Here is a 21,329-nt window from a genome sequence, read left to right on the forward strand (position 1 = left end):
TAAGTCTTGTCGAAAAACGTTTATGAAACATAAAAAGAAAGTGGCACTTAAAGTGCCACTTCTTGCGTAAAAAATAAAGCGTCTGAATGAGACAAAGGGTTAAGCTTTCAAAAGTTTTGCAATGTGCGCTTTCAGTACGTCGATCGCAATACGGTTTTTTCCACCACGAGGGACAATGATATCCGCGTACTGTTTTGACGGTTCGATAAACTGCATAAACATTGGACGTACCGTTTCTTGATATTGCTTCAGCACAGATTCCATAGTACGACCACGCTCTTCCACATCACGCTTCACACGGCGTAGCAGACAAATGTCGAGAGGGGTGTCCATAAACACGGTCGCGTGCATCAAATCACGTAAGCGTGGATCAGTCAGGAGAAGAATACCTTCCAGAATGATCACCTTTTTTGGTGTCATCGATGAGGTATTGTCTGTGCGTGTGTGGTGCGTGTAGCTATATTCTGGTACTTCGACAGCTTCACCACGAGTCAGCATTTCAAGATGCTCACACAAAAGATCGTGATCCAGCGCGCTCGGGTGGTCGTAGTTGGTCTTAACACGCTCTTCCATGCTCAGGTGACCCTGATCGTTGTAGTAGCAATCTTCCGTAATCACACCAATTTGATGATCGCCCACTTTCTCACGAAGTTCGTTATAGATAGTACTGGCGATTAAACTTTTTCCAGAAGCAGACGCGCCAGCAATACCGACGATGACGCATTGATTATTATCAGACATTATTCTTGCACCCGATGAATTGAATTGGTGTCATATTCTAATACTAGCAGTGTGCATAAAGCGCACATTGTGTATTAGTGTGTAATAGATAAACCGCCTGATTATAGGGAGTTCGGCTTGCAGTTACTAGTGAGTATTTAACCCAAACCTACAAATGGAATAAATAAGCTCAACGCAAACGTTTACAGGCCATAAGATGAAGAAACGAGTGCTTAAAAAGCACTCGTTTTATCGTTACTCGACCATGGTAAATTGGATAGAAGCGGGCTTTTCTTTACCATGCCAGTACATTCGAGCACAGACAGATTCAGCTAGTTGAATGTATTGAGCGGCATGTTCGGAGTCTGGGCGCGCAGCCACCGTTGGACAGCCATTATCAATGTCTTCACGCATAGAGATGTGCAAAGGAATTTGGGCCAATAAGTCCAGACCATACTCACTCGACATTTTCTCAGCCCCTCCAGCACCAAAGATGTGTTCTTTACCACCACAGTGACTGCAAATGTGATAACTCATGTTCTCAACTAACCCTACTACAGGTACTTGTACCTTCTCAAACATAGCCGCACCTTTGCGCGCGTCGGCTAATGCGAGATCTTGTGGCGTAGTGACTATCACAGCTCCAGTCACTGGAATTTGCTGCGCAAGTGTCAGTTGGATATCTCCTGTCCCCGGCGGCATATCGATCACCAAATAATCTAGCTCTGGCCATTCCGTCTCATTCAACAGTTGAGCCAGCGCTTTGGAAGCCATCGGCCCGCGCCAGATTGCTGCTTCATCCTTCGACACCAGATAACCAATCGAATGTGTATAAATGCCATGCGCAGCAATAGGCTGCATCCACTTGTCATCGCGAACGACTGGTGTTGCCTGTTGCTGACCTAACATCATGGGTACGGACGGGCCATAAATATCCGCATCAAGTAGCCCGACTTTTGCTCCAGATTGCGCCATGGCAAGCGCTAGGTTAACTGAAGTTGTCGATTTGCCGACACCACCTTTCGCAGATGTGACTGCAATGACATTTTTGACACCTTTGACTTCATGAACAACATGAGTTTCCAATGGTTTAGGTTCAACAGAAACCTCACACTCAAAAGCGGTGACCCCACCACTTTGCTGCTGATCATGAACCCACTCTGACAAATCGCTAACCAACGCTTTGGCGGCGAAGGGAATCGCGATTTGGATAGCGTTAGCTCCAACCGTGACAATATTTGCCACAGATGCCCATTGCGGAGCTAAACTCGGGTGCTCAAATTGGTTTAACCAAGTACAGAAATCTTGCTTTGAAGTGAACTGACGCATAGGTCCTCCTTATGCATCTAATCGTAGCACTGAGCGGCGCAGGACTGAACCCCGAAAAAACTAAGGTAATCACGCTGATGACTCCTTGGAGTCATTGGTGGGATAAGGTAGTATTACTCTCTATTTTTATACACCTTAAGAAGCGATTATTAAGTATGGCAAACGATCCAAGAAAACTACTGGTCACTTGTGCCCTTCCGTACGCTAACGGTTCGATTCACCTAGGTCATATGCTTGAGCACATTCAAGCTGACATCTGGGTTCGCTACCAACGCCTACGTGGCAACACTGTAAACTTCATCTGTGCTGACGATGCTCACGGCACGCCAATCATGCTAAAAGCACAACAGATGGGTATTACGCCAGAAGAGATGATCGCTGCAGTAAGTGAAGAGCACCAGAAAGACTTCGCTGGCTTCGATATTAGCTTTGATAACTACCACAGCACACACTCTGAAGAGAACCGTGAGCTGGCTTCACACATTTACCTAGAGCTGAAAAAGAATGGCTTTATCTCTAGCCGCACTATCTCTCAGCTGTTTGACCCTGAAAAAGAGATGTTCCTACCGGACCGTTTCGTAAAAGGCACTTGCCCTAAATGTAAGTCAGAAGACCAATACGGTGACAACTGTGACAACTGTGGTGAAACGTACAGCCCAACTGAACTGATTGATCCTAAGTCAGCAGTATCTGGTGCGACACCAGTGATGAAAGACTCTGAGCACTTCTTCTTCGACCTACCTCAGTTCGAAAGCATGCTCCAAGAGTGGACCCGCTCTGGCTCACTTCAAGCTGAAACAGCAAACAAGATGCAAGAGTGGTTTGAGTCTGGTCTTCAACAGTGGGACATCTCTCGTGATGCGCCGTATTTCGGCTTTGAAATCCCAGGTGAGAAAGACAAGTTCTTCTACGTGTGGCTAGATGCCCCTATCGGCTACATGGGTTCATTCAAAAATCTATGTGACAAGCGCGATGACCTAGACTTCGACGAGTATTGGAAGAAAGATAGCACAACTGAGCTTTACCACTTCATTGGTAAAGACATTGTTTACTTCCACTCGCTATTCTGGCCAGCAATGCTTGAAGGCAGTGGTTTCCGAAAGCCAAACAACGTATTTGTGCACGGCTACGTAACCGTAAACGGTGCGAAGATGTCTAAGTCGAAAGGCACATTCATCAAAGCCTCGACTTACTTGAACCACCTAGACCCAGAGTGTCTACGCTACTACTACGCCGCTAAGCTAAACAGTCGTATCGATGATCTCGATCTTAACCTTGAAGACTTCACTCAGCGTGTGAACGCAGACGTGGTCAACAAGATTGTTAACCTAGCGTCTCGTAACGCCGGCTTCATCAGTAAGCGTTTCGAAGGCAAGCTGTCTGAAAACTTCGCTGAGCCAGAGCTATACAACGAATTCGTTGCTGCTGCTGATCGCATTGCAGAGCTTTTCGAAACTCGTGAGTTTGGCCGTGCTATCCGTGAAATCACGGCACTGGCAGACAAAGCCAACCAATACGTTGATGAAAAAGCACCGTGGGTTGTAGCCAAAGAAGAAGGTAAAGACCAAGAGCTACAAGACATCTGTTCTGTGGGTATTAATCTATTCCGCGTTCTGATGACTTACCTAAAACCAGTCATGCCAGAGCTTGCTGCGCGAACGGAAGGCTTCCTAAACGAAGAACTGACTTGGGAAGGTATCGCTGCACCACTAACGGGTCACGAAATCACTAAGTTCAAAGCACTGTTCAACCGTATCGATCCTAAGAAGGTTGAAGCCATGGTTGAAGCTTCAAAAGAAGATGCAGCAGCAGAAGTTGCAGCAAAAGAAGCGGCAGAAGCAGCAAAGAACCAAGCAAGTCAGACTGAACTCGATAAAGAGCCAATTGCAGATGAAATCGAATTCGATGACTTTGCCAAAGTTGATCTTCGTATCGCTAAGATCGTTGAGTGTGAAGAAGTGCCAAAAGCAAACAAGCTTCTCAAATTGCAGCTGGATATCGGTGGTGAAGTCCGTCAGGTATTTGCGGGTATTAAGTCAGCTTACAAACCTGAAGATCTGATTGGTAAGCACACGGTTATGGTGGCAAACCTTAAACCACGTAAGATGAAGTTTGGTATGTCTGAGGGCATGGTACTAGCAGCGGGCCCAGGTGGCAGTGATCTTTGGATCCTTGAGCCGCACGAAGGTGCCCAGCCAGGCATGCGCGTCATGTAAGCCAGCTGACTTTCAGTTACTCAAGCCCCGCTTTTATAGCGGGGCTTTTTTGTGCCCTATTTCACACTTTTGGTGAGTTCGTGCACCTTCTGAGAGCATAACTGCACACCTAAAAACAATAAGTAATTGAAATATAATAGATAAAATTCTGGCATCAAAGCTGCTCCTAGCATTGAGAGGTATCAAGCAACAAGGAGTCAGTCATGTTTGTACTCATTTCTCTCGTTATATCCATTGGCATTTTGCTGGCGATGTTTCACTTTTCAAAACACCGTCAAACGACACTACAGAGAAAATTCGACATTCTCGTATTACTTAGGCAAGTTTTGCTGCTGAGTCGACAGCACAGATCGCTCACTCATCAAGCACTGTCCCTTCAAGATCAATCTCAGAGCTTTCCTGAGTTAGAACGAATCTATGACCAAATGATGGAAAAATCGGGAGAGCTTATCGCTGTGGCACAGTTTGAAAACAAACCTATGTATCGAATACTGCAGCTCAAACTGAAAGGACTGCATAAAGAATGGTCCCAACGTTCTGTTGCGCGCAATCAAGTCATTCATGGGCATGCCATCCGTCATTGTATGTTCATGATGGATGAGGTGGCTATTGCATGGCTGATTGAATCCGGAAGAGAAGAATTGAGTGACGAATACCATCTAAACTGGCAACAAGTGTTAGATAGTATGGAAGTGCTTACTCAGTTACGCGTATGCATTCAAGAAGCACACTACCCGGAGGGAATGCTAAGAGTTAAATACTATTGTGAGAAGTCGAGACGAAAACTTAATCAACTCTCTTTAATTTGTCCAATGTCGATTGCCTCACCGCTAAGCTCAAAGTCCATGCATACTTTGTCCGAAATAGGTGCTTCTGATGATATGGCGCTTTCAGTGGAAGAGCTCTACCAACTGACGACAGATATCTCCCTGATTATTTCTCAGGTGTATGACCAAATGTTGTCGAACATGACAGAAAGTTTGTATTTACCTCTCCCTAAAGTGGCTTTTAGTTAGCCGAACATCCCGTTACAGGTGTATTGCGAGAAAAAAAGCCCTGCTCAAAGAGCAGGGCTTTAGAAAGGGAAAATTTTGCTATTAAAGCATCTTGCGTGCAGCTTCAACCACAACTTTGATTGAACGCGCTTCTGTCTCTTTCAGCGTTGAATGGTCTGGGATCTCTTTCTGAGTACGGTTGATGATAACACCCGCAACACAGCCCGCTTTCAAGCCTGAGCTTGCACACATGGTAAGTAGCGTCGCAGACTCCATTTCAAAGTTCAGCACGCCCATATCTTGCCATTCTTTCATCGAGCCTTGGAAACGCTTGACGACGCGACCTGAGAATGTATCGTAGCGTTCCTGACCTGGGTAGAAGGTATCACTAGATGCAGTAACACCCATGTGTACATTTGCACCAGACTCTTCAACAGCGGCTTTCATCGCTGTCGCCACTTCAAAATCAGCCACTGCTGGGAATTCCATCGGAGCAAAGTGAAGACTAGCGCCATCTAGGCGTACAGAACCTGTTGAAACAATCATGTCACCAACGTTAACGTGTGGCTGAATTGCACCCGTTGTTCCTACTCGTAGGAAAGTACGTACACCTAGTTGCGCCAACTCTTCGACAGCGATCGAAGTAGAAGGACCACCAATACCAGTAGAACAAACAACAACCGGCTTACCATCTAACTCAGCACGGTAAAGTGTGTATTCACGGTGGCTCGCCAAAAATACCGGATTCTCCATTTCTTCTGCGATCTTTTGAACGCGTGCAGGGTCACCTGGGATGATCGCCAACGTGGCACCAGCAAGATCAGCTTCAGTAACGCCTAAGTGAAATACGGCTTGAGACATAGGGGGCTCCTTAGTTTGACGAAACTTGATTCAACACACGAACCTGTTCGTTCTATAAATTTCATTGGGTACTGGAATACTTTATCTGACTCACGCCCACCAAAGAGTGATAAAACTCACATTGATGAGCGCAAACAGTATTAACATTACACATAAAATCGTTTGGCATCACATTTTTATACAAATAGGCTACTCATGTTGCATAAAAAACAGCCTCTATACCATGGATACAGAGGCTGAGAGTTTAGTTAGGAATGTAATGAATCGCTATTCCTGATGGGACTTAAATTTCAATAGTCGAAGTGCATTCAAGGTCACAATCGCTGTTGCCCCACTATCCGCTAATACCGCCACCCAGAGACCAGTAATCCCCAATAAACTCGTGACTAAGAAGACACCTTTCAAACCCAGAGCCAAGAATATATTCTGACGAATATTGTTCAGTGTCGCCCGCGACAGCTCTATCATACCTGCTAACTCCATCAAACGATTGTGAGTAATTGCAGCATCCGCGGTTTCAAGAGCCACATCTGTTCCGCCCCCCATAGCGATACCGATACTTGATGCCTTCATCGCAGGTGCATCATTGATACCGTCACCGACCATAGCAACGTTTGCATTAGCGGAAAGCACCTCAACATAGGTGACTTTGTCCTGAGGCAGAAGGCTGGCTTTGAAATCAATGTCGATCATTGAACTGATCGCTTGCGCGCTGCGAGGGTTATCACCTGTTAGCATAATCGAATTGATACCTAAACCTTTCAGCGCTTTCACAGCTTTGGCGGAATCTTCTCTTAAAGTATCTTGCCAAGCAATCAAGCCCAGTACTGTGTCTTCGTTTTGGACAGCAACTACCACTGTCTTACCTTGCTCTTCCATCTGCTGAATACGAGACTCGATGTCACCGCTCAACTCAAACCCAAGCTTACTTGGTGCAATCGCTTGATACACAACCCCATTCACTACACCTCGAACACCACTACCAATCAACGCCTGTTTGTCCGAAGCCTCTGGTAAGTTAATACCCGTTGATTTTGCTTTGTTCACCAGCGAGACTGCCAGTGGATGGCTTGAGCCCACCTCAATAGCCGCGATACTTTCGAGCACTTCCGACTCTCGAACATCACCCAAGGTGATGATGTCGGTCACTTCTGGTTTGCCTTTAGTCAAAGTACCCGTCTTATCGAAGGCGATGGTTTCAATCTTTCCAAGCTGTTCTAACGCCGCTCCGCCTTTAATTAGAGCCCCACGTTTTGCTGCTGCAGCCAGCCCCGATGTAATCGCTGCTGGTGTGGAGATCACCAGAGCACAAGGGCATGCAATCAATAGCAACGCCAGACCACGGTAGACCCAAGTCTCCCAAGGCTGAGCAAAGAACATGGGCGGTACAATGATCACAAACAGTGACACTAGCATCATGAGTGGTGTGTACCAGCGGCTAAATTTATCTAAGAAACGTTCCAGAGGTGCTTTGCGTGACTCAGCTTCTTCAATTAAATGAAGAATACGATCAATGGCGTTCTCTCCTTGTTTGGAGGTAATCGTAAAACGTACAACCTTATCGACCACAACAGCCCCAGCCATCACAGATTCATTTTGATAGCGCTCGACTGGAATCGCCTCACCAGTGAGTGCACTTTCATCGAAACTGGCGACATCACCGATCAATTTACCATCTGCAGGCAATCTTGCTCCGGGCGAGACCTCGATGATATCGCCAGGTTGCAGCTCACTGGCAGAGACTTCAACACGTTGGCCGTCAATAATTTTGGTCGCGGTTTCCGGCACCAATTCCATCAAGGCTTGCACGCCGCTACGGGCACGAGAAGCTGCAAAAGCCTCTAACTGCTCACCAATCAAGAACAGCAGTAATACCATGGCCGCTTCAACGGTCTCCCCCAGATAAAGAGCACCAAGTGCTGCCACACTCATCAGAGTTTCAATAGCAAAGGGCGTACCTGATTTGGCTAATACAATCGCTTTCTTACCGATGGGATACAGGCCAGCTAAACACGTCAGGATAAACATCCATTCGCTGACTAGAGGAAGAGCCGGTTTGAGCACTGCTGCAACCGCCATCGCCGATGCAATAGCAATAATCTGGGTGTTTTGCTTGAAGATATGTTTCCAACTAGAAGTCGTTTTTTGATTAGAAGAAGAGTTGGGACTGGCAAAGCTAAAGCCAGTATCAAGAATCGTTTGTTCAACCAGTTGCGCCACACCAGAGTGGTCTACTTTTACAACCAATTTTTCTGTCGCAAACAGAACTTTTGCTTCAACAACACCATCAACTTTGTTAACGGCAGTTTCAATTTTTCGCGCGCAGGATGGGCAGTCCATACCACCGATTTTCCAGCTTTGTGTCATTCGAGGGTTTTGTGACAGGCCGGAGTCACTTTCCTCATCGGCTGGATCAGTGCCACTGCCACAACGGTCTGAGCTACAGCAGTCCGAATCTGACGTTTCAACGCCTGCCATCTTAATGGTCGAAAATTTTGGACTGGCACAAGAGTGAGTATTTGATGGGTTAACCGCTACTTTGTCTGAACGACATGCTTGATGTTTAGTGCACATAAACTTATCTCCATTGAATGTACACCTTAATCATAAACCTTGGAGTCAGCTCCAAGGTCAACTATTTTTTATGTCTTGAGGAGAAATTTTTTTCTGTCTCGCCACTTCATCAATCAAGACAGCGTCATGAGTGCAAAACGGTTGCGAATTAATACTGGTGATCGAGGGGTCCTCCTCCACTAGCTCTGCAGTCCCACCTTTGATTAAGTCGGCTAAATGCATGCGCAATGCCAAAGTGGCTAGGATGCCGAACACAATCGAACCAAGCGCTTGACCATACAGCACGCCCAATGCCCCGAACCAATTCGATCCTAAATAGACAAACGGTAACGTCCCTAACGTCGCTTTACCTAAGTTTAGCGCTGTAGAATAGAGCGGTTTACCGAGATTGTTAAATGAGGTATTGGCCACAAATTGAGCGCCATTAAAAATAAAGCTTGCGGCCACATAGGTACAAAAGGCAGAGACAATAACCGCCGCATCTCCTTTTAAACTGAACCCAGAAATCACTAAAGGTTGTGCGAAGTAGAGAATAAGACAAACCAAAATCGTGTAAGTGGTCGTAACAATCAGCGAGTTGTTTAACGTATCTCGTACCCGATCAATCCGCTCCGCTCCGAAGTTTTGACCTATGATAGGCCCGACCGCACCCGACAAAGCAAAAATCACAGCAAAGCACACTGGGATCAAGCGTCCGATTACCGCATAACCTGCAACAAAATCTTCGCCGTATTGTGCAATCGATGTAGTGACAATCGCGTTACCAATCGGAGTCGCGATATTAGTAATCACGGCCGGAATTGCAATCGTCAGAATAGCTTTAAGGTTGTTGCTCCACGCAGATAGCGAAAGTGGTGCCACCAACCGATGAATACGAATTAAAGGGGTGATGGAGAAAAACAGTACGGTAAAACGAGCAAAAACAGTGGCAATAGCCGCACCTTCCACATTCCAGCCAAAACCAAAAATGAAAATCGGATCGAGAATGGCGTTTGCAATACCGCCAGCCAAGGTCGCCCACATTGAACGCTTCGCATCTCCCGCAGCTCTTAAGCCCGCGCCCGCGGACATAGCAATCGCTATTACTGGCCCACTCGGAATAAGAATCCTCAAATAAGCTTCTGCACGCTCTGCTACGTACCCTTTTGCACCAATCGCGTGCAGCAATTCAGGAATGTAGAGAAACATAACCACGCTGACCACACTACTGATAACAAAAGCCGTGGCAATAATACTGCTACTCAATCGCCTTGCATGATCACGCTGTTTAGCCCCTATCGCTTTAGAGACTAATGCCCCCATAGCGATCGAGGTACCAATAGAAATAGAGGTGGAGAAAAACACCAATGTACCAGCAAAACCGACCGCAGCAGCTAATTCAACTTGCCCTAACATGCTGATAAACAACATATCCAGTAAGTCGACAACAAACAGGGCCATTAAACCCACAGAGCCTGCCCCTGACATCACTAGTATGTGGCGCATGGTTGAGCCTTCAACAAATTTAGCGCTCTGATCCTGCATGCTCCTCCTAAGGGTTTTGCTGATATCAATAACAACAAGAGGCGCATCGTTGCGCCTCTTTCTAAAATTTATAACACGCCACTATACTGGATGTTTAAAGCAATCGTCGAGATTCTTCGCCACCGCTCTGAGTACATCACGACGTGTAATAATGCCGACGAGTTTGCCGTTATCAATCACCGGATACACTTTCGGTTTACCCACTTGCATCATATCTGCCAGCTCAATAATTGAGGTATCAGGTCCAACCGAAATAACATCAGGATGCATGCAGTCCGAAACAATGTGAGTATCCTGACAGTAGTAACTGACCTTAACCAGTTTATCTAGCAAGTCATGCCCTGAAAGAAAACCAATCACTTGTTCTTTTTCATTAATAACCGGTCCACCGAGATAACTCGACTTCATCACTTTTTCCAGCGCAGCACTTAATGACATTTCAGGTTTAAACGTCACGGCTTGCAGTGTCATGTAATCTCTTACTTTCAATGATTCCATTTGTATCTCCTTAAAGAGCAAGTCACGCTTGCCATATTGTAATTGTTGTCTAATTTCTTGATTTTACTAAATTGAAAACAACAATTTTTCCAATAGACGTTACCTATCACAGAACTAGTCGCCGGGACAGTTGGACTGCGCATCACGTGTGGCCAGCCAACTACTGAACAATGAGACACAAAACGGGACACAATAGGTCAAAGACGCTTTGACCCAGTTGACAGAGCCTTCCCCAAGAATCGCATCATACTGGTTGATGAAATTGAGTAACGTGCCGACTACGGCCGCAATGATCAGCGCTCTTTTGGTCATTTGTGCATTCATATGAGCAAGCCTTATGTTTGTATCAATACTTGGTGACCTAACTAAACTATAGTTAGAAGATTTAAAGCAGTGAAAGATTCCCCCTCGCCCAACATGCCAGCGCGACACCAAACATATAGCTTGAGCAAATACAAAACAGGCCCATCATCAAGAGGGCCTGTTTTTTATGATTTCCAACGCTCAGCAGCTTTCGTATCCGACTCTCGGGATTCAACCCAACGAGTCTCTTCTGTTGTGCGTTCTTTTTTCCAAAACGGTGCTTGGGTCTTGAGATAATCCATGATGAATTCGCAGGCTTCAAACGCCGCACCTCGGTGAGCACTTGAAACACCAACGAAAACTATCTGATCGCCAATATCTAAATCACCGACACGATGAATGACACGAACATCAAGCAAAGGCCAGCGCTGCTCGGCTTTGTGGCAAATTTCGTCGAGTGCTTTTTCTGTCATCCCCGGATAATGCTCCAGAGATAGCCCAGTGACCTTATCGCCAAGGTTCATGTCTCTTACTTTGCCAACAAATGTAACGACGGCGCCAGAGGCTGTGCCCTGTGCGAGAGCTTCGTACTCAGTGCCAACAGAAAAATCTTCGAACTGAACAGACACACGTTCCATGATTAACCTCCTGTCACAGGAGGAAAAAAAGCCACTTCATCACCATCACTCAAAGGGTGCTCAAGAGACACAATAGACTGATTCACTGCTGCCAGTAATTTGCCCGGTTCCAACGCTAAGTCCCATTTACCTTCGCGGGCTGCAAGGTCCGCTCGTAGTGCTTCTACGGTCTCAAAACGAGCTTCTAGTTCAAGTTCATCAGTATCAACCAATTCACGGGTTTGAGCAAAAAACAGAACTTTAATCATGCATCCACCTTAAAATGACCTGACTTACCACCCGTTTTCTCCAGCAGACGAACTTGGCCTATCACCATGTCTTTTTGTATAGCTTTACACATGTCGTAGATAGTTAATGCGGCCACTGATGCAGCGGTTAGGGCCTCCATTTCAACACCGGTCTTACCTGCCAACTTACACACAGACTCAATACGAACCATATTTTCAGCTTCGATCGCTTCTAGCTGCACTTCAACTTTAGACAGCAATAAGGGGTGGCAAAGTGGAATTAAATCCCAAGTTTTCTTCGCGGCTTGAATACCGGCAATACGCGCGGTCGCAAACACGTCACCTTTATGATGAGAACCAGACACAATCAATTGCAAAGTCTCAGGCTTCATATGAACAAAAGCTTCAGCGCGAGCTTCTCGTACCGTTTCTACTTTGGCCGATACATCAACCATGTTTGCTTCACCAGAAGCGTTGATATGAGTGAATTCGCTCATTAACTACTCCTGAAGGTTAAACCGTTAGGTGAGGCATAAAGTTACATGGGCGGTGGGTTGCATCGAGTTGCTGCTTAATGATCTTTGTCCAACCTGTACGACAAGCACCTGTCGAACCCGGCATTGCAAAGATGACAGTATGGTTCGCAAAGCCCGCAATCGCGCGTGATTGAATGGTCGATGTACCGATTTCTTCGTACGACACCTGACGGAACAGCTCACCAAAACCTTCTACTTCTTTGTCAAACAGAGGCTTAAGTGCTTCAGGTGTACTATCGCGAGAGGTAAAGCCCGTACCACCGGTAATCATCACAGCTTGCACGCTTTCATCCGCAATCCACTGAGAAACGATCGCACGGATTTTGTACATATCGTCAATCACGATCTGCTTGTCCACCACGTTGTGACCCGCTTCTTTTGCGTTCTCAACCAGATACGCGCCAGAAGTATCATTTTCTTCTGTACGTGTATCAGAGACGGTTAACACTGCAATGTTTGCTGGTTGAAATTTGCTTTCTGCGTGACCCATTTGTTCACCTACCTATTTCGATTTGTTCAGATTGCGCCAAGCTGAGGCTTAGCCCAACATAATATGATTTGAGAATTGAGTATCAGCGTTTAGCCGCCTATCGATGCGAGATGCGGTGTCATGCCCGCATTGCCATCATGAAGGAAGTGGCTCACTGATTTCGTCTGTAATTGAGCCTGAATACGCTCAATCAACGCATTTTCTTGCGAGTCTTGCTGCAATAAGTCACGCAGCTCAACACCATGTTCACCAAACAGGCACAAGTGCAATTTGCCTTTAGCCGAGACACGTAAGCGGTTACAGCTCTCACAAAAGTCTTTTTCGTAAGGCATAATCAGACCGATTTCACCTTGATAGTCAGGATGGATAAACACCTGAGCAGGTCCATCGTTGTTTGCACGCGCTTTAAGTAACCAACCATTGGCAATCAGCTGATTACGAATCGCTACACCTGAAACATGATGATTGTGGAAGAGCTGATCCATCTCACCCGTTTGCATCAGTTCAATAAAACGCAGCTGAATTGGGCGGTCTTTAATCCAACCTAGGAACGCTGGTAATTCGTGAGAATTGAGGTCCTTCATCAACACCACGTTTACTTTGATCTGCTCGTAGCCAACTTCAAAGGCGCGATCGATACCGGCCATCACTTGTGCAAACTTATTTTCGCCAGTAATTTGATGAAACATTCGTGGGTCAAGACTATCAACACTGACATTAATGTGGGTCAATCCAGCTCGTTGCCAATCCGCGACCTGCTTTTCCATCCGGTAACCATTGGTGGTGGTGGCGATCTTATCAATACCTTCGGTCTCCGAAACGGTACGAATAATATCGGTAAAATCTTTACGCAAGCTTGGCTCACCGCCAGTGATACGGACTTTCGACGTGCCACAGTCAGCAAACGCTCTAACCACACGTTTGATCTCTGGAAGCGTTAAAAAAGACGAGTTTTTCTGTCCCGAGGGTTGATAACCATCAGGCAGACAATATGTGCATTTAAAGTTACAGACATCTGTAACAGAAAGACGCAAATAGTAAAACTTGCGTCGAAATCTATCTTCGAATTGTTGCGCCACGGAACACCTTTCCAAACACGGGAGGCGATAATCATTTCCAATTATGCCCTGGTGACAATCAGTCACTGGCTCAGCACGCATATTCATTATGAACTTAGCCCGATGAGCTCGGAGTTATGGCAACTGCCTATTAAGATCTGCGCTTAAAGACAGCAGCTGACGATAAAATACTTAATAATTGTGTGTGTTTCTACCCTAAACAGAAAAAAATCACACCCAGCGCCCAAAATACCTCGTATTGAGTACTTTCAGCAGTTCAATTATTCTAGATTGTAGATGAATATGATCAAATAAGAACAAAATTGATGACTCTGTACTGTACAAAAAAAGTGGTCGCCATTGGTGGTGGCCACGGCCTAGGGCGTATGTTGGCGGCTTTGAAAGACTTTGGTGGAAATGCGACAGGCATTGTTGCTACTACAGATAATGGAGGCTCGACCGGAAGGATCCGTCACTGTCAGGGAGGCATAGCTTGGGGTGACACCCGAAACTGTATCAACCAATTAATTACCGATCCTTCAATCAGTTCGATGATGTTTGAATACCGCTTTAAAGGTTCAGGCGAATTAGATGGTCACAACTTAGGCAACTTAATGCTAACTGCACTCGACAACCTTTCGGTTCGGCCTTTGGATGCAATTAACCTTATTCGTAACATGCTGAAAGTAGACGTGAATATCATTCCAATGACAGAGCACCCCGCTGATTTGAAAGCACTAGCTCCAGACGGCCAGTGGGTGACCGGAGAAACGAGTGTCGATGAAATGCCAGAGAAACTGATACGACTCGACTTAGAGCCCGAAGTTCCCGCGACCACTGAAGGCGTGCTGGCGATAGAGCAGGCTGACGCAATCATTCTTGGTCCGGGCAGTTTTCTAACCAGTATTATGCCGCCGTTGTTATTATCTGAAATTGGTCGAGCCATTGAGAATAACAAAAAAGCTCAACTGGTTTTCGTTGAAAACCTCTCTCCAGAACAGGGGCCAGCCAGTAAGTTGACCCTTAAAGAAAAGCTAGAATGGTGTCAGCGTGCTTGCCGCGGGCGTAAAATTGATGTGGTACTGGGTGAAGAAACGCATCCCGAATTAAACGACTGGAATTGCGTGACGACGCCTCTGGCTTCACCGAATCGAGACTGGCGACACGACAGAAGCAAATTGCAATCTGCCGTAGAATCGCTATTTTGTCAGTAATGCTCTGTAACGCTGTTGGGTTTCACTCAACAGCGCGACCATTTGCAGCTGCGTCGCTGAGACATCGAGTTGCTGACCCGATTTAGCCTTGGCATCCACTTCAACAGCGTATGCACAGAGAGATTCAGCGCCAAAGCTCGCTGCACTGCTCTTTAGCGCATGACTAATCTCTTTTAGATAGGCATCTTTATCCAAATCTTCGTCAGTGCTTAGCTTCTCAATGTATTGCACCAGCTCCCCGAGAAAGATATCGAGTAAAATGGGGACATTATCGGCACCAATTTCACTGGCCAATCTGTCTATTTTGGTTTGATTTAAGACTTCCATGATCGATTACTGTGTTTCCTTAGTGTTCCAGTTTTGTAGCTTACGATAAAGCGTTGATGGGCTGACATCTAAGTAACCCGCCGCTTTAGGAATATTTCCTTCACAGGCCTTAATCGCTTGCTCGATGGCTTTCTTCTCTGTTAACCACAGAGGGAAAATGTCATGCACAGAAAAGCTGTCTTTGTCCTGCAGTTCAATCCTTATCTGCCTCTCAACTGGCTGGTTAAGTGGTGGTGGCAACATATCCATCGAGATATTTTCACCATTGTTGAGCACCACTACATTTCTCAGCACGTTTTGTAACTGACGCACATTGCCTGGCCACTCGTATTGGGCAAAACGACTAACAACTTCTGGTGCCAATCGGACAAAGTCCTTTCCTTCCTCTTTAGACATAAAGCCTAGCAGAGAGTAAGCAATTTCTATGACATCATCACCACGCTCTCTCAAAGGAGGTAAGTGCAATGGGATCACGTATAAACGATAGTACAGATCTTCACGAAAGCGCCCTTCCTGCACCTCTTTCCATGGATCGCGATTGGTCGCACAAACAAAACGTACATCGACACTCTTCATTTTCGAGGAGCCCACTTTTTGAAATGTGCCCGTTTGGATAAAGCGTAGCAACTTAGTCTGCAGATCTAAATCCATTTCACACAGCTCATCGAGAAAGAGAGTACCACCATCGGCAAGTTCTGCTGCGCCTTGACGATCAGTAGCAGCCCCCGTGAACGCGCCTTTCACGTGACCAAACAACTCGCTTTCAATCAGATCTTTGGGAATGGCTGCACAGTTGATCGCAATAAAAGGTTTGTCACCACGCTTACTAGCAGCGTGAATAGCTTCAGCACACACTTCTTTGCCCGTACCGCTTTCTCCAGTAATAAAAATACTGGCTTTACTCGCTGCAGCGGAGTCAATGGTGCGATAGACAGCCTGCATAGTGTGGCTACTGCCGATAAAGCCTTGATAGTTCTGATTACCAGGATTATCTGCTTCATTTTTCAACTTCGTCGCTTTGCGAATAGCGTTGTTGACCGTGACACGAAGCCGGTCAGCTTCACATGGTTTGATAAGGAAATCCTGTGCACCATGACGCATCGCTTCTACTGCCGTGTCAATCGAGCCGTGAGCCGTCATGAAAATCACTGGAACATCAGGGGTTTTCTGTTTTACTGCGTGTAAGACATCCATACCAGTCATGTCTGGAAGTCGTAGATCCAACAAAATTAAATCTGGAGTGCGAAAGTTGAGACTCTCGATAGCATCACGCCCAGTGCCAACGATATTAATATCGATGCCCAATGGAGTGAGATAAGAACGGTACAACGCCGCGACTGACGCTGTGTCTTCCACCATCAAAAGATATCTTGACTTTTGTGTTTGCGTATTTTGTTGCATAACCTAGCCGAATTTTTCTTCGCAATTTGTATAAATGATTGCATTGCGCTTTGCATTTTGCAAATTTATTGTTTAAAAAACGAGAAACGCCCTAAAATTGGCGTAAAAAAATTGGCACGTTAAATGCTGCTCAAACAATGACCCTTTGGGTCACCTAGCCAACTGACGTTGTTAGTGAACTTAGTTTTCACAACTTACAGCCAATAGGATGTTACCTACTGGCTATTTTTTTGCCTGTCAGAAGTTCATTCAGCTATTCACTATGAACTGCTGGCGCAATTTCTCTATCTGATCTCGTTTTTCAGCTGCCGCTTCGAACTCCAGATCCTGAGCATGCTGATACATCTGCGCTTCCAACTTGCTGATCTCTTTTTCAAGCTGTTGGGGTGTCATCGCATTATAGGACTGGGAGGGCTCAGCAACTTCAGACAACGGGACCTGTTTATTAGTTCGTTGTTTTTTGCTCTTAGCAATATCACCAAGTTCCATAATATCTTTGATATTACGCTTTAGTGCCTGCGGCTCAATGCCCATCTTAGCATTATAGGCTTGTTGTTTCTCTCTACGACGGTTGGTTTCTCCCATCGCCTTATGCATAGATTTCGTTACAGTATCGGCATAGAGGATCGCTTTACCACTAATATTCCGTGCCGCACGGCCTATGGTCTGAATTAACGAGCGTTCCGAACGTAAGAAGCCTTCTTTGTCGGCATCAAGAATAGCCACCAGTGAAACTTCTGGCATATCCAAACCTTCTCGCAACAAGTTGATACCAACCAAAGCGTCAAACTTACCTAGTCGTAAATCACGGATAATTTCCACACGTTCGACCGTATCGATATCAGAATGGAGATAACGAACGCGAACATCGTGTTCCGTTAAATACTCAGTGAGATCCTCTGCCATTCGCTTTGTCAACGTTGTTACAAGGACACGTTCGTCTTTGGCAGAGCGAAGGTGGATTTCAGACAATAAGTCATCTACCTGTGTCGCTACAGGGCGAACTTCTAATTCGGGGTCTAACAAGCCTGTCGGGCGCACAACTTGATCGGCAATTTCACTATCCGATTTTTCCAGTTCGTAGTTACCGGGTGTAGCAGAGACAAATATCGTTTGGGGTGCGAGAGATTCAAATTCTTCAAATTTAAGTGGACGATTATCCAGCGCTGAAGGCAATCGAAAACCAAATTCCACCAAGGTCTCTTTACGAGATCGGTCTCCTTTATACATGGCGCCAATCTGCGGTACCGTCACATGAGACTCGTCAATCACTAACAAACCATCATCGGGCAAATAGTCAAACAAAGTTGGAGGCGGCTCACCTTCACTACGACCACTCAGATAACGTGAATAGTTTTCGATACCAGAGCAAAAACCAAGCTCGGTCATCATCTCAATATCAAAGTGAGTCCGCTGTGAGATGCGCTGCTCTTCAAGTAACTTGTTGTTGTCCAATAAGTATTTCTTGCGACTTTCCAATTCAACTTTAATGTTCTCTATCGCATCGAGGATCTTATCTCTGGGTGTGACGTAATGCGTTTTGGGGTAGATAGTAAAACGCGGCAAATCGCGCTGTTTCACTACCCCAGTGAGAGGGTCGAAAACACTGATACAGTCGATTTCATCATCAAACATTTCAATCCGGACAGCATCTTGATCAGATTCTGCTGGGAAAACATCAATCACTTCACCACGGACACGGAACTGACCTCGCTCAAAAGCGACATCATTGCGGCTGTACTGCAACTCAGCCAGTCGACGCAGAATATCACGTTGATCCATCACGTCACCACGACGCACATGCAGCATCATTTGTAAGTAAGACTGAGGGTCACCCAGACCATAAATCGCGGAAACAGAAGCCACTATGATAGCGTCTTTGCGCTCAAGTAAGGCTTTGGTCGCTGATAGACGCATTTGTTCAATGTGGGCGTTCACAGAGGCATCTTTCTCTATAAACGTATCCGTTGTCGGTACGTAGGCTTCAGGTTGGTAATAGTCATAGTAAGAAACAAAGTATTCAACCGCATTGTTAGGGAAGAATCCCTTCATCTCTCCATAAAGCTGTGCTGCCAGTGTTTTATTCGGTGCAAGCAGGATGGCCGGACGCTGTGCCTGTGCGATAACATTAGCTAGGGTAAATGTCTTGCCTGAACCTGTTACACCCAACAAGGTTTGATGCGCGAGCCCCGAATCTAATCCGTCCAACAACTGGCTAATCGCGGTTGGTTGGTCGCCTGATGGCTGGTAATCCGACACTAAATCAAAAACTTTGCTCATTGGCACCTCATCCGTACATGAAGAATAAATCGGGTCTATTTTGACTGTATGAATATACAGAAACAATAGCTAAAGAAAAAATAACCGCCTGTTTTAAATATTTTGTCCTCATAACGCTAGATCCTAATATTCAATCCTGCTACCATCTTTGGCCCTAAACTGTGTGCGCTCTAATCTTTGCGTAAAAACTCATTCACAGCTTACTCACATCTATGGTTAATCAACCAGTTTATCCACACGATTCAAAAAAACCTCTACCATCATCAGTTATGTTCTAGCCTGCTACTGAAGCTTTAATGTACAACAAGTTACCACTGAACTTTTATTGGTTACTTTTTCATCTAAAAATCGATTGCTTCGACGTTATTTCATTTATCAAGTTTAATTAACACACTTATCCACAATTTTGGTGGATAAGTAAACCTAACCTTTACGCTTCAAGGGCTAAAAAAAAGTAAAGCACTTTCTAACAAAAATATTTAACTCAATGAGGCGATTTTGAGGTTGACAGAGTCTCATCCCGTAGATAAGATTCGCAGCGCTTAAACGCAATTCCCCCTTAGTTCAGTTGGTAGAACGGCGGACTGTTAATCCGTATGTCGCAGGTTCGAGTCCCGCAGGGGGAGCCAAATTCAGAAAAAAGCTCAATCGAAAGGTTGAGCTTTTTTCGTTTTCAAGAAGATTGCACGCCCTAACGATCGTTTCCCAACGTTTTGCGCAAACATTACCCACTTAGCAGTACTTACTCGTCCCTGTTGTTTATTGTCATGCCTATAGGAGCGATGGCTGGTCATTGTTGGCGGCCTGCGACAACAATCGAAATTTCATCTGCATATTTATTTGCCAAAATAATTTTGGTTTTCCTGTACTACAAGCACTACTCAATTGCGGTGCAAAGCGAAGAAAAATGACTTCCGATCCGAGTAGACAGAAATCGAGAAGCTCAACAGAATGAAGCACTCGTTTATAAAACCAATAATACGAGTTTCAAAAAATAAAATAAAAACATGAGACAACGTGCGGACAATGAATACTTTGCCCTGTGGCCCGCTTCTCAATACTCCAATGAAACATGTGTGCATTTAGCTGACTAAGCCGTATTGAAGGGTACCAACTATGAACTGCGTTGACTCAAAATTTCAATCTGATTGCTCTCAAGCCACATCGTGTGCAACTAGCCAATCTTTACGCTCACCGATAAAACCGACCTGCCAATCATTCGGCGGGTGCTTGGGATGTCAAATTCATACCTTATCTGGATATGGAGGCTGCACAGCCTACGAGACTCAGCCTGCAGAACCTACCTGTTGCCTACGCATATTAACCGTTTTGCGCGGTGAACGATTGCTTTGGCACAATGGTCAAGATCAACCGCTTGAACTGGAACCCGGTAAGAGTGTTCTTATTTTATCCACCGACCAGTTCAATGACGTTTTTATAAGTACAGAAGAAACCTTTGTTGAGATCGCCGACATTCGGTTTGAATGTCACTACTTGGGCAAGATTCATCACCAAATTCAAGAAGTGCTAAAAAATCGTAGCCTTGAACCTCTCGCTGACAATCGACCTTGGGTATTTGATACAAGCTTTGATATTCAGCGCTTTCTCAGTCAGCTCGATATCAATGAAACAACCCATACACAAGAGACAACAACACCCCTGTACACTGTTTCACAAGCCTATCAGTGTTTGTCAAAGTTACTAGGGCAGCTGGAGATGATTCAGCCCAACCGAAAGACTGATGATAGCGCATGTTTATCCAATCGAACTCTGAACAAGATCCGTAAAGCACATTCTTTAATCGAGCAAGAACCTGGCAAAAACTGGAGTATTGCAGAGCTATGCAAAGAAGTGGGTACCAATGAAACGAGCTTTAAACGAGGATTCAAGTTGCTCTTCAATACGACATTCTCCAAGCGGCTACAACAAACACGAATGGATATCGCTGCAACAGAACTCGAGTTCACTGACCAGCCTATTATAGATATTGTATACAAAGTAGGCTACTCAAGCCCTTCTCACTTCACCAAACTGTTTAAGCAACATTTTGGACAAAACCCTCTTCAATATCGTAAGTGCCGCCAAAGAGCCTGATATTACCCTTCTGTCTTTCCCTCTGGTAGCAAGTTGAGACCAGC

19 protein-coding genes, 1 tRNA gene and 1 riboswitch are annotated in these 21,329 nt (G+C 45.5%); of the genes, 5 read left to right on the forward strand and 15 right to left on the reverse strand.

Going from position 1 to position 21,329, the window contains the following annotated elements:
- Nucleotides 1-99: 99 nt before the first annotated feature.
- A complete protein-coding gene (gene udk / locus TW84_RS07270) occupies nt 100-741 on the reverse strand; it encodes a uridine kinase (protein ID WP_045974995.1) in 642 nt (213 codons plus the stop codon).
- Nucleotides 742-975: 234 nt separating this feature from the next.
- The gene (apbC, locus tag TW84_RS07275; protein ID WP_045974996.1) at nt 976-2,049 is read right to left on the reverse strand and encodes an iron-sulfur cluster carrier protein ApbC; all 1,074 of its coding nucleotides are present in this window, start codon (nt 2,047-2,049) and stop codon (nt 976-978) included.
- Between the two features lie 155 nt (nt 2,050-2,204).
- On the opposite strand from apbC, the gene metG reads away from it, so the two are divergent.
- Both metG and TW84_RS07285 read left to right on the forward strand, forming a co-directional pair.
- Nucleotides 2,205-4,265, forward strand: coding sequence for a methionine--tRNA ligase (gene metG / locus TW84_RS07280; protein WP_045974997.1), 2,061 nt, complete (start codon nt 2,205-2,207; stop codon nt 4,263-4,265).
- Between the two features lie 203 nt (nt 4,266-4,468).
- Nucleotides 4,469-5,281 (forward strand): hypothetical protein, encoded by an 813-nt coding sequence (locus TW84_RS07285; protein ID WP_045974998.1) that lies wholly within the window; start codon nt 4,469-4,471, stop codon nt 5,279-5,281.
- An 81-nt stretch (nt 5,282-5,362) separates the two neighbouring features.
- Here the strand turns inward: TW84_RS07285 and udp are convergent, their stop codons facing one another.
- The 10 genes from udp to moaA form a co-directional block, all read right to left on the reverse strand.
- Complete coding sequence (udp, locus tag TW84_RS07290; RefSeq protein ID WP_045974999.1) at nt 5,363-6,121, reverse strand: uridine phosphorylase; 759 nt, start codon at nt 6,119-6,121, stop codon at nt 5,363-5,365.
- 267 nt (nt 6,122-6,388) lie between these two features.
- A complete protein-coding gene (locus TW84_RS07295; protein WP_045975000.1) occupies nt 6,389-8,695 on the reverse strand; it encodes a zinc/cadmium/mercury/lead-transporting ATPase in 2,307 nt (768 codons plus the stop codon).
- A 57-nt stretch (nt 8,696-8,752) separates the two neighbouring features.
- Nucleotides 8,753-10,219 carry an MATE family efflux transporter gene (locus TW84_RS07300; RefSeq protein ID WP_045975001.1) on the reverse strand — a complete coding sequence of 489 codons (1,467 nt, stop codon included), beginning with the start codon at nt 10,217-10,219 and terminating at the stop codon, nt 8,753-8,755.
- Nucleotides 10,220-10,300: 81 nt separating this feature from the next.
- Entirely contained in the window at nt 10,301-10,717 is a 417-nt protein-coding gene (locus TW84_RS07305) for a CBS domain-containing protein (RefSeq protein ID WP_045975002.1), read from the reverse strand.
- 114 nt (nt 10,718-10,831) lie between these two features.
- Complete coding sequence (gene nrtS, locus TW84_RS07310; RefSeq protein ID WP_045975003.1) at nt 10,832-11,041, reverse strand: nitrate/nitrite transporter NrtS; 210 nt, start codon at nt 11,039-11,041, stop codon at nt 10,832-10,834.
- Nucleotides 11,042-11,205: 164 nt separating this feature from the next.
- Entirely contained in the window at nt 11,206-11,661 is a 456-nt protein-coding gene (moaE, locus tag TW84_RS07315) for a molybdopterin synthase catalytic subunit MoaE (RefSeq protein ID WP_157634011.1), read from the reverse strand.
- Nucleotides 11,661-11,906, reverse strand: coding sequence for a molybdopterin synthase sulfur carrier subunit (moaD, locus tag TW84_RS07320; protein WP_045975005.1), 246 nt, complete (start codon nt 11,904-11,906; stop codon nt 11,661-11,663). Before moaD ends, moaE begins: the two co-directional genes overlap by 1 nt.
- Nucleotides 11,903-12,382: a cyclic pyranopterin monophosphate synthase MoaC gene (moaC, locus tag TW84_RS07325; RefSeq protein ID WP_045975006.1), complete on the reverse strand. Its 480-nt coding sequence runs from the start codon at nt 12,380-12,382 to the stop codon at nt 11,903-11,905. Before moaC ends, moaD begins: the two co-directional genes overlap by 4 nt.
- A 16-nt stretch (nt 12,383-12,398) precedes the next feature.
- Nucleotides 12,399-12,911: a molybdenum cofactor biosynthesis protein B gene (gene moaB / locus TW84_RS07330; RefSeq protein ID WP_045975007.1), complete on the reverse strand. Its 513-nt coding sequence runs from the start codon at nt 12,909-12,911 to the stop codon at nt 12,399-12,401.
- 89 nt (nt 12,912-13,000) lie between these two features.
- The gene (gene moaA, locus TW84_RS07335) at nt 13,001-13,990 is read right to left on the reverse strand and encodes a GTP 3',8-cyclase MoaA (RefSeq protein ID WP_045975008.1); all 990 of its coding nucleotides are present in this window, start codon (nt 13,988-13,990) and stop codon (nt 13,001-13,003) included.
- Nucleotides 13,979-14,116, reverse strand: a riboswitch (molybdenum cofactor riboswitch). Its footprint overlaps the gene before it by 12 nt.
- Nucleotides 14,117-14,295: 179 nt before the next feature.
- Between moaA and yvcK the strand changes: the two genes are divergently transcribed.
- Nucleotides 14,296-15,183 carry a uridine diphosphate-N-acetylglucosamine-binding protein YvcK gene (yvcK, locus tag TW84_RS07340; protein WP_045975009.1) on the forward strand — a complete coding sequence of 296 codons (888 nt, stop codon included), beginning with the start codon at nt 14,296-14,298 and terminating at the stop codon, nt 15,181-15,183.
- Here yvcK and luxU read toward each other — a convergent pair.
- The 3 genes from luxU to uvrB form a co-directional block, all read right to left on the reverse strand.
- Nucleotides 15,169-15,513 carry a quorum-sensing phosphorelay protein LuxU gene (gene luxU / locus TW84_RS07345; RefSeq protein ID WP_205622474.1) on the reverse strand — a complete coding sequence of 115 codons (345 nt, stop codon included), beginning with the start codon at nt 15,511-15,513 and terminating at the stop codon, nt 15,169-15,171. The two genes, yvcK and luxU, sit on opposite strands and share 15 nt — an antisense overlap.
- 3 nt (nt 15,514-15,516) lie before the next feature.
- Nucleotides 15,517-16,911 carry a quorum-sensing sigma-54 dependent transcriptional regulator LuxO gene (luxO, locus tag TW84_RS07350; RefSeq protein ID WP_045975011.1) on the reverse strand — a complete coding sequence of 465 codons (1,395 nt, stop codon included), beginning with the start codon at nt 16,909-16,911 and terminating at the stop codon, nt 15,517-15,519.
- A 249-nt stretch (nt 16,912-17,160) separates the two neighbouring features.
- On the reverse strand, nt 17,161-19,191 hold the full coding sequence (gene uvrB / locus TW84_RS07355; RefSeq protein WP_045975012.1) for an excinuclease ABC subunit UvrB: 2,031 nt from the start codon (nt 19,189-19,191) through the stop codon (nt 17,161-17,163).
- Between the two features lie 553 nt (nt 19,192-19,744).
- Between uvrB and TW84_RS07360 the strand changes: the two genes are divergently transcribed.
- Nucleotides 19,745-19,820, forward strand: a tRNA-Asn gene (locus TW84_RS07360).
- A 487-nt stretch (nt 19,821-20,307) separates the two neighbouring features.
- A complete protein-coding gene (locus TW84_RS07365; protein ID WP_045975013.1) occupies nt 20,308-21,285 on the forward strand; it encodes a helix-turn-helix transcriptional regulator in 978 nt (325 codons plus the stop codon).
- Nucleotides 21,286-21,329 lie beyond the last annotated feature (44 nt).

This window comes from Vibrio neptunius, from assembly GCF_000967495.1.
GTDB classification, from domain to species: domain Bacteria; phylum Pseudomonadota; class Gammaproteobacteria; order Enterobacterales; family Vibrionaceae; genus Vibrio; species Vibrio neptunius.

What these genes read in the sequence shown, in the direction of transcription:
- TW84_RS07285 (WP_045974998.1), top strand. Translation starts at nt 4,469, where the DNA reads ATGTTTGTACTCATTTCTCTCGTTATATCCATTGGCATTTTGCTGGCG.
- nrtS (WP_045975003.1), bottom strand. Translation starts at nt 11,041, where the DNA reads ATGAATGCACAAATGACCAAAAGAGCGCTGATCATTGCGGCCGTAGTC.
- moaC (WP_045975006.1), bottom strand. Translation starts at nt 12,382, where the DNA reads ATGAGCGAATTCACTCATATCAACGCTTCTGGTGAAGCAAACATGGTT.
- TW84_RS07300 (WP_045975001.1), bottom strand. Translation starts at nt 10,219, where the DNA reads ATGCAGGATCAGAGCGCTAAATTTGTTGAAGGCTCAACCATGCGCCAC.
- uvrB (WP_045975012.1), bottom strand. Translation starts at nt 19,191, where the DNA reads ATGAGCAAAGTTTTTGATTTAGTGTCGGATTACCAGCCATCAGGCGAC.
- luxO (WP_045975011.1), bottom strand. Translation starts at nt 16,911, where the DNA reads ATGCAACAAAATACGCAAACACAAAAGTCAAGATATCTTTTGATGGTG.
- metG (WP_045974997.1), top strand. Translation starts at nt 2,205, where the DNA reads ATGGCAAACGATCCAAGAAAACTACTGGTCACTTGTGCCCTTCCGTAC.
- apbC (WP_045974996.1), bottom strand. Translation starts at nt 2,049, where the DNA reads ATGCGTCAGTTCACTTCAAAGCAAGATTTCTGTACTTGGTTAAACCAA.
- udk (WP_045974995.1), bottom strand. Translation starts at nt 741, where the DNA reads ATGTCTGATAATAATCAATGCGTCATCGTCGGTATTGCTGGCGCGTCT.
- moaD (WP_045975005.1), bottom strand. Translation starts at nt 11,906, where the DNA reads ATGATTAAAGTTCTGTTTTTTGCTCAAACCCGTGAATTGGTTGATACT.
- udp (WP_045974999.1), bottom strand. Translation starts at nt 6,121, where the DNA reads ATGTCTCAAGCCGTATTTCACTTAGGCGTTACTGAAGCTGATCTTGCT.
- yvcK (WP_045975009.1), top strand. Translation starts at nt 14,296, where the DNA reads ATGACTCTGTACTGTACAAAAAAAGTGGTCGCCATTGGTGGTGGCCAC.
- moaB (WP_045975007.1), bottom strand. Translation starts at nt 12,911, where the DNA reads ATGGGTCACGCAGAAAGCAAATTTCAACCAGCAAACATTGCAGTGTTA.
- TW84_RS07305 (WP_045975002.1), bottom strand. Translation starts at nt 10,717, where the DNA reads ATGGAATCATTGAAAGTAAGAGATTACATGACACTGCAAGCCGTGACG.
- TW84_RS07295 (WP_045975000.1), bottom strand. Translation starts at nt 8,695, where the DNA reads ATGTGCACTAAACATCAAGCATGTCGTTCAGACAAAGTAGCGGTTAAC.
- TW84_RS07365 (WP_045975013.1), top strand. Translation starts at nt 20,308, where the DNA reads ATGAACTGCGTTGACTCAAAATTTCAATCTGATTGCTCTCAAGCCACA.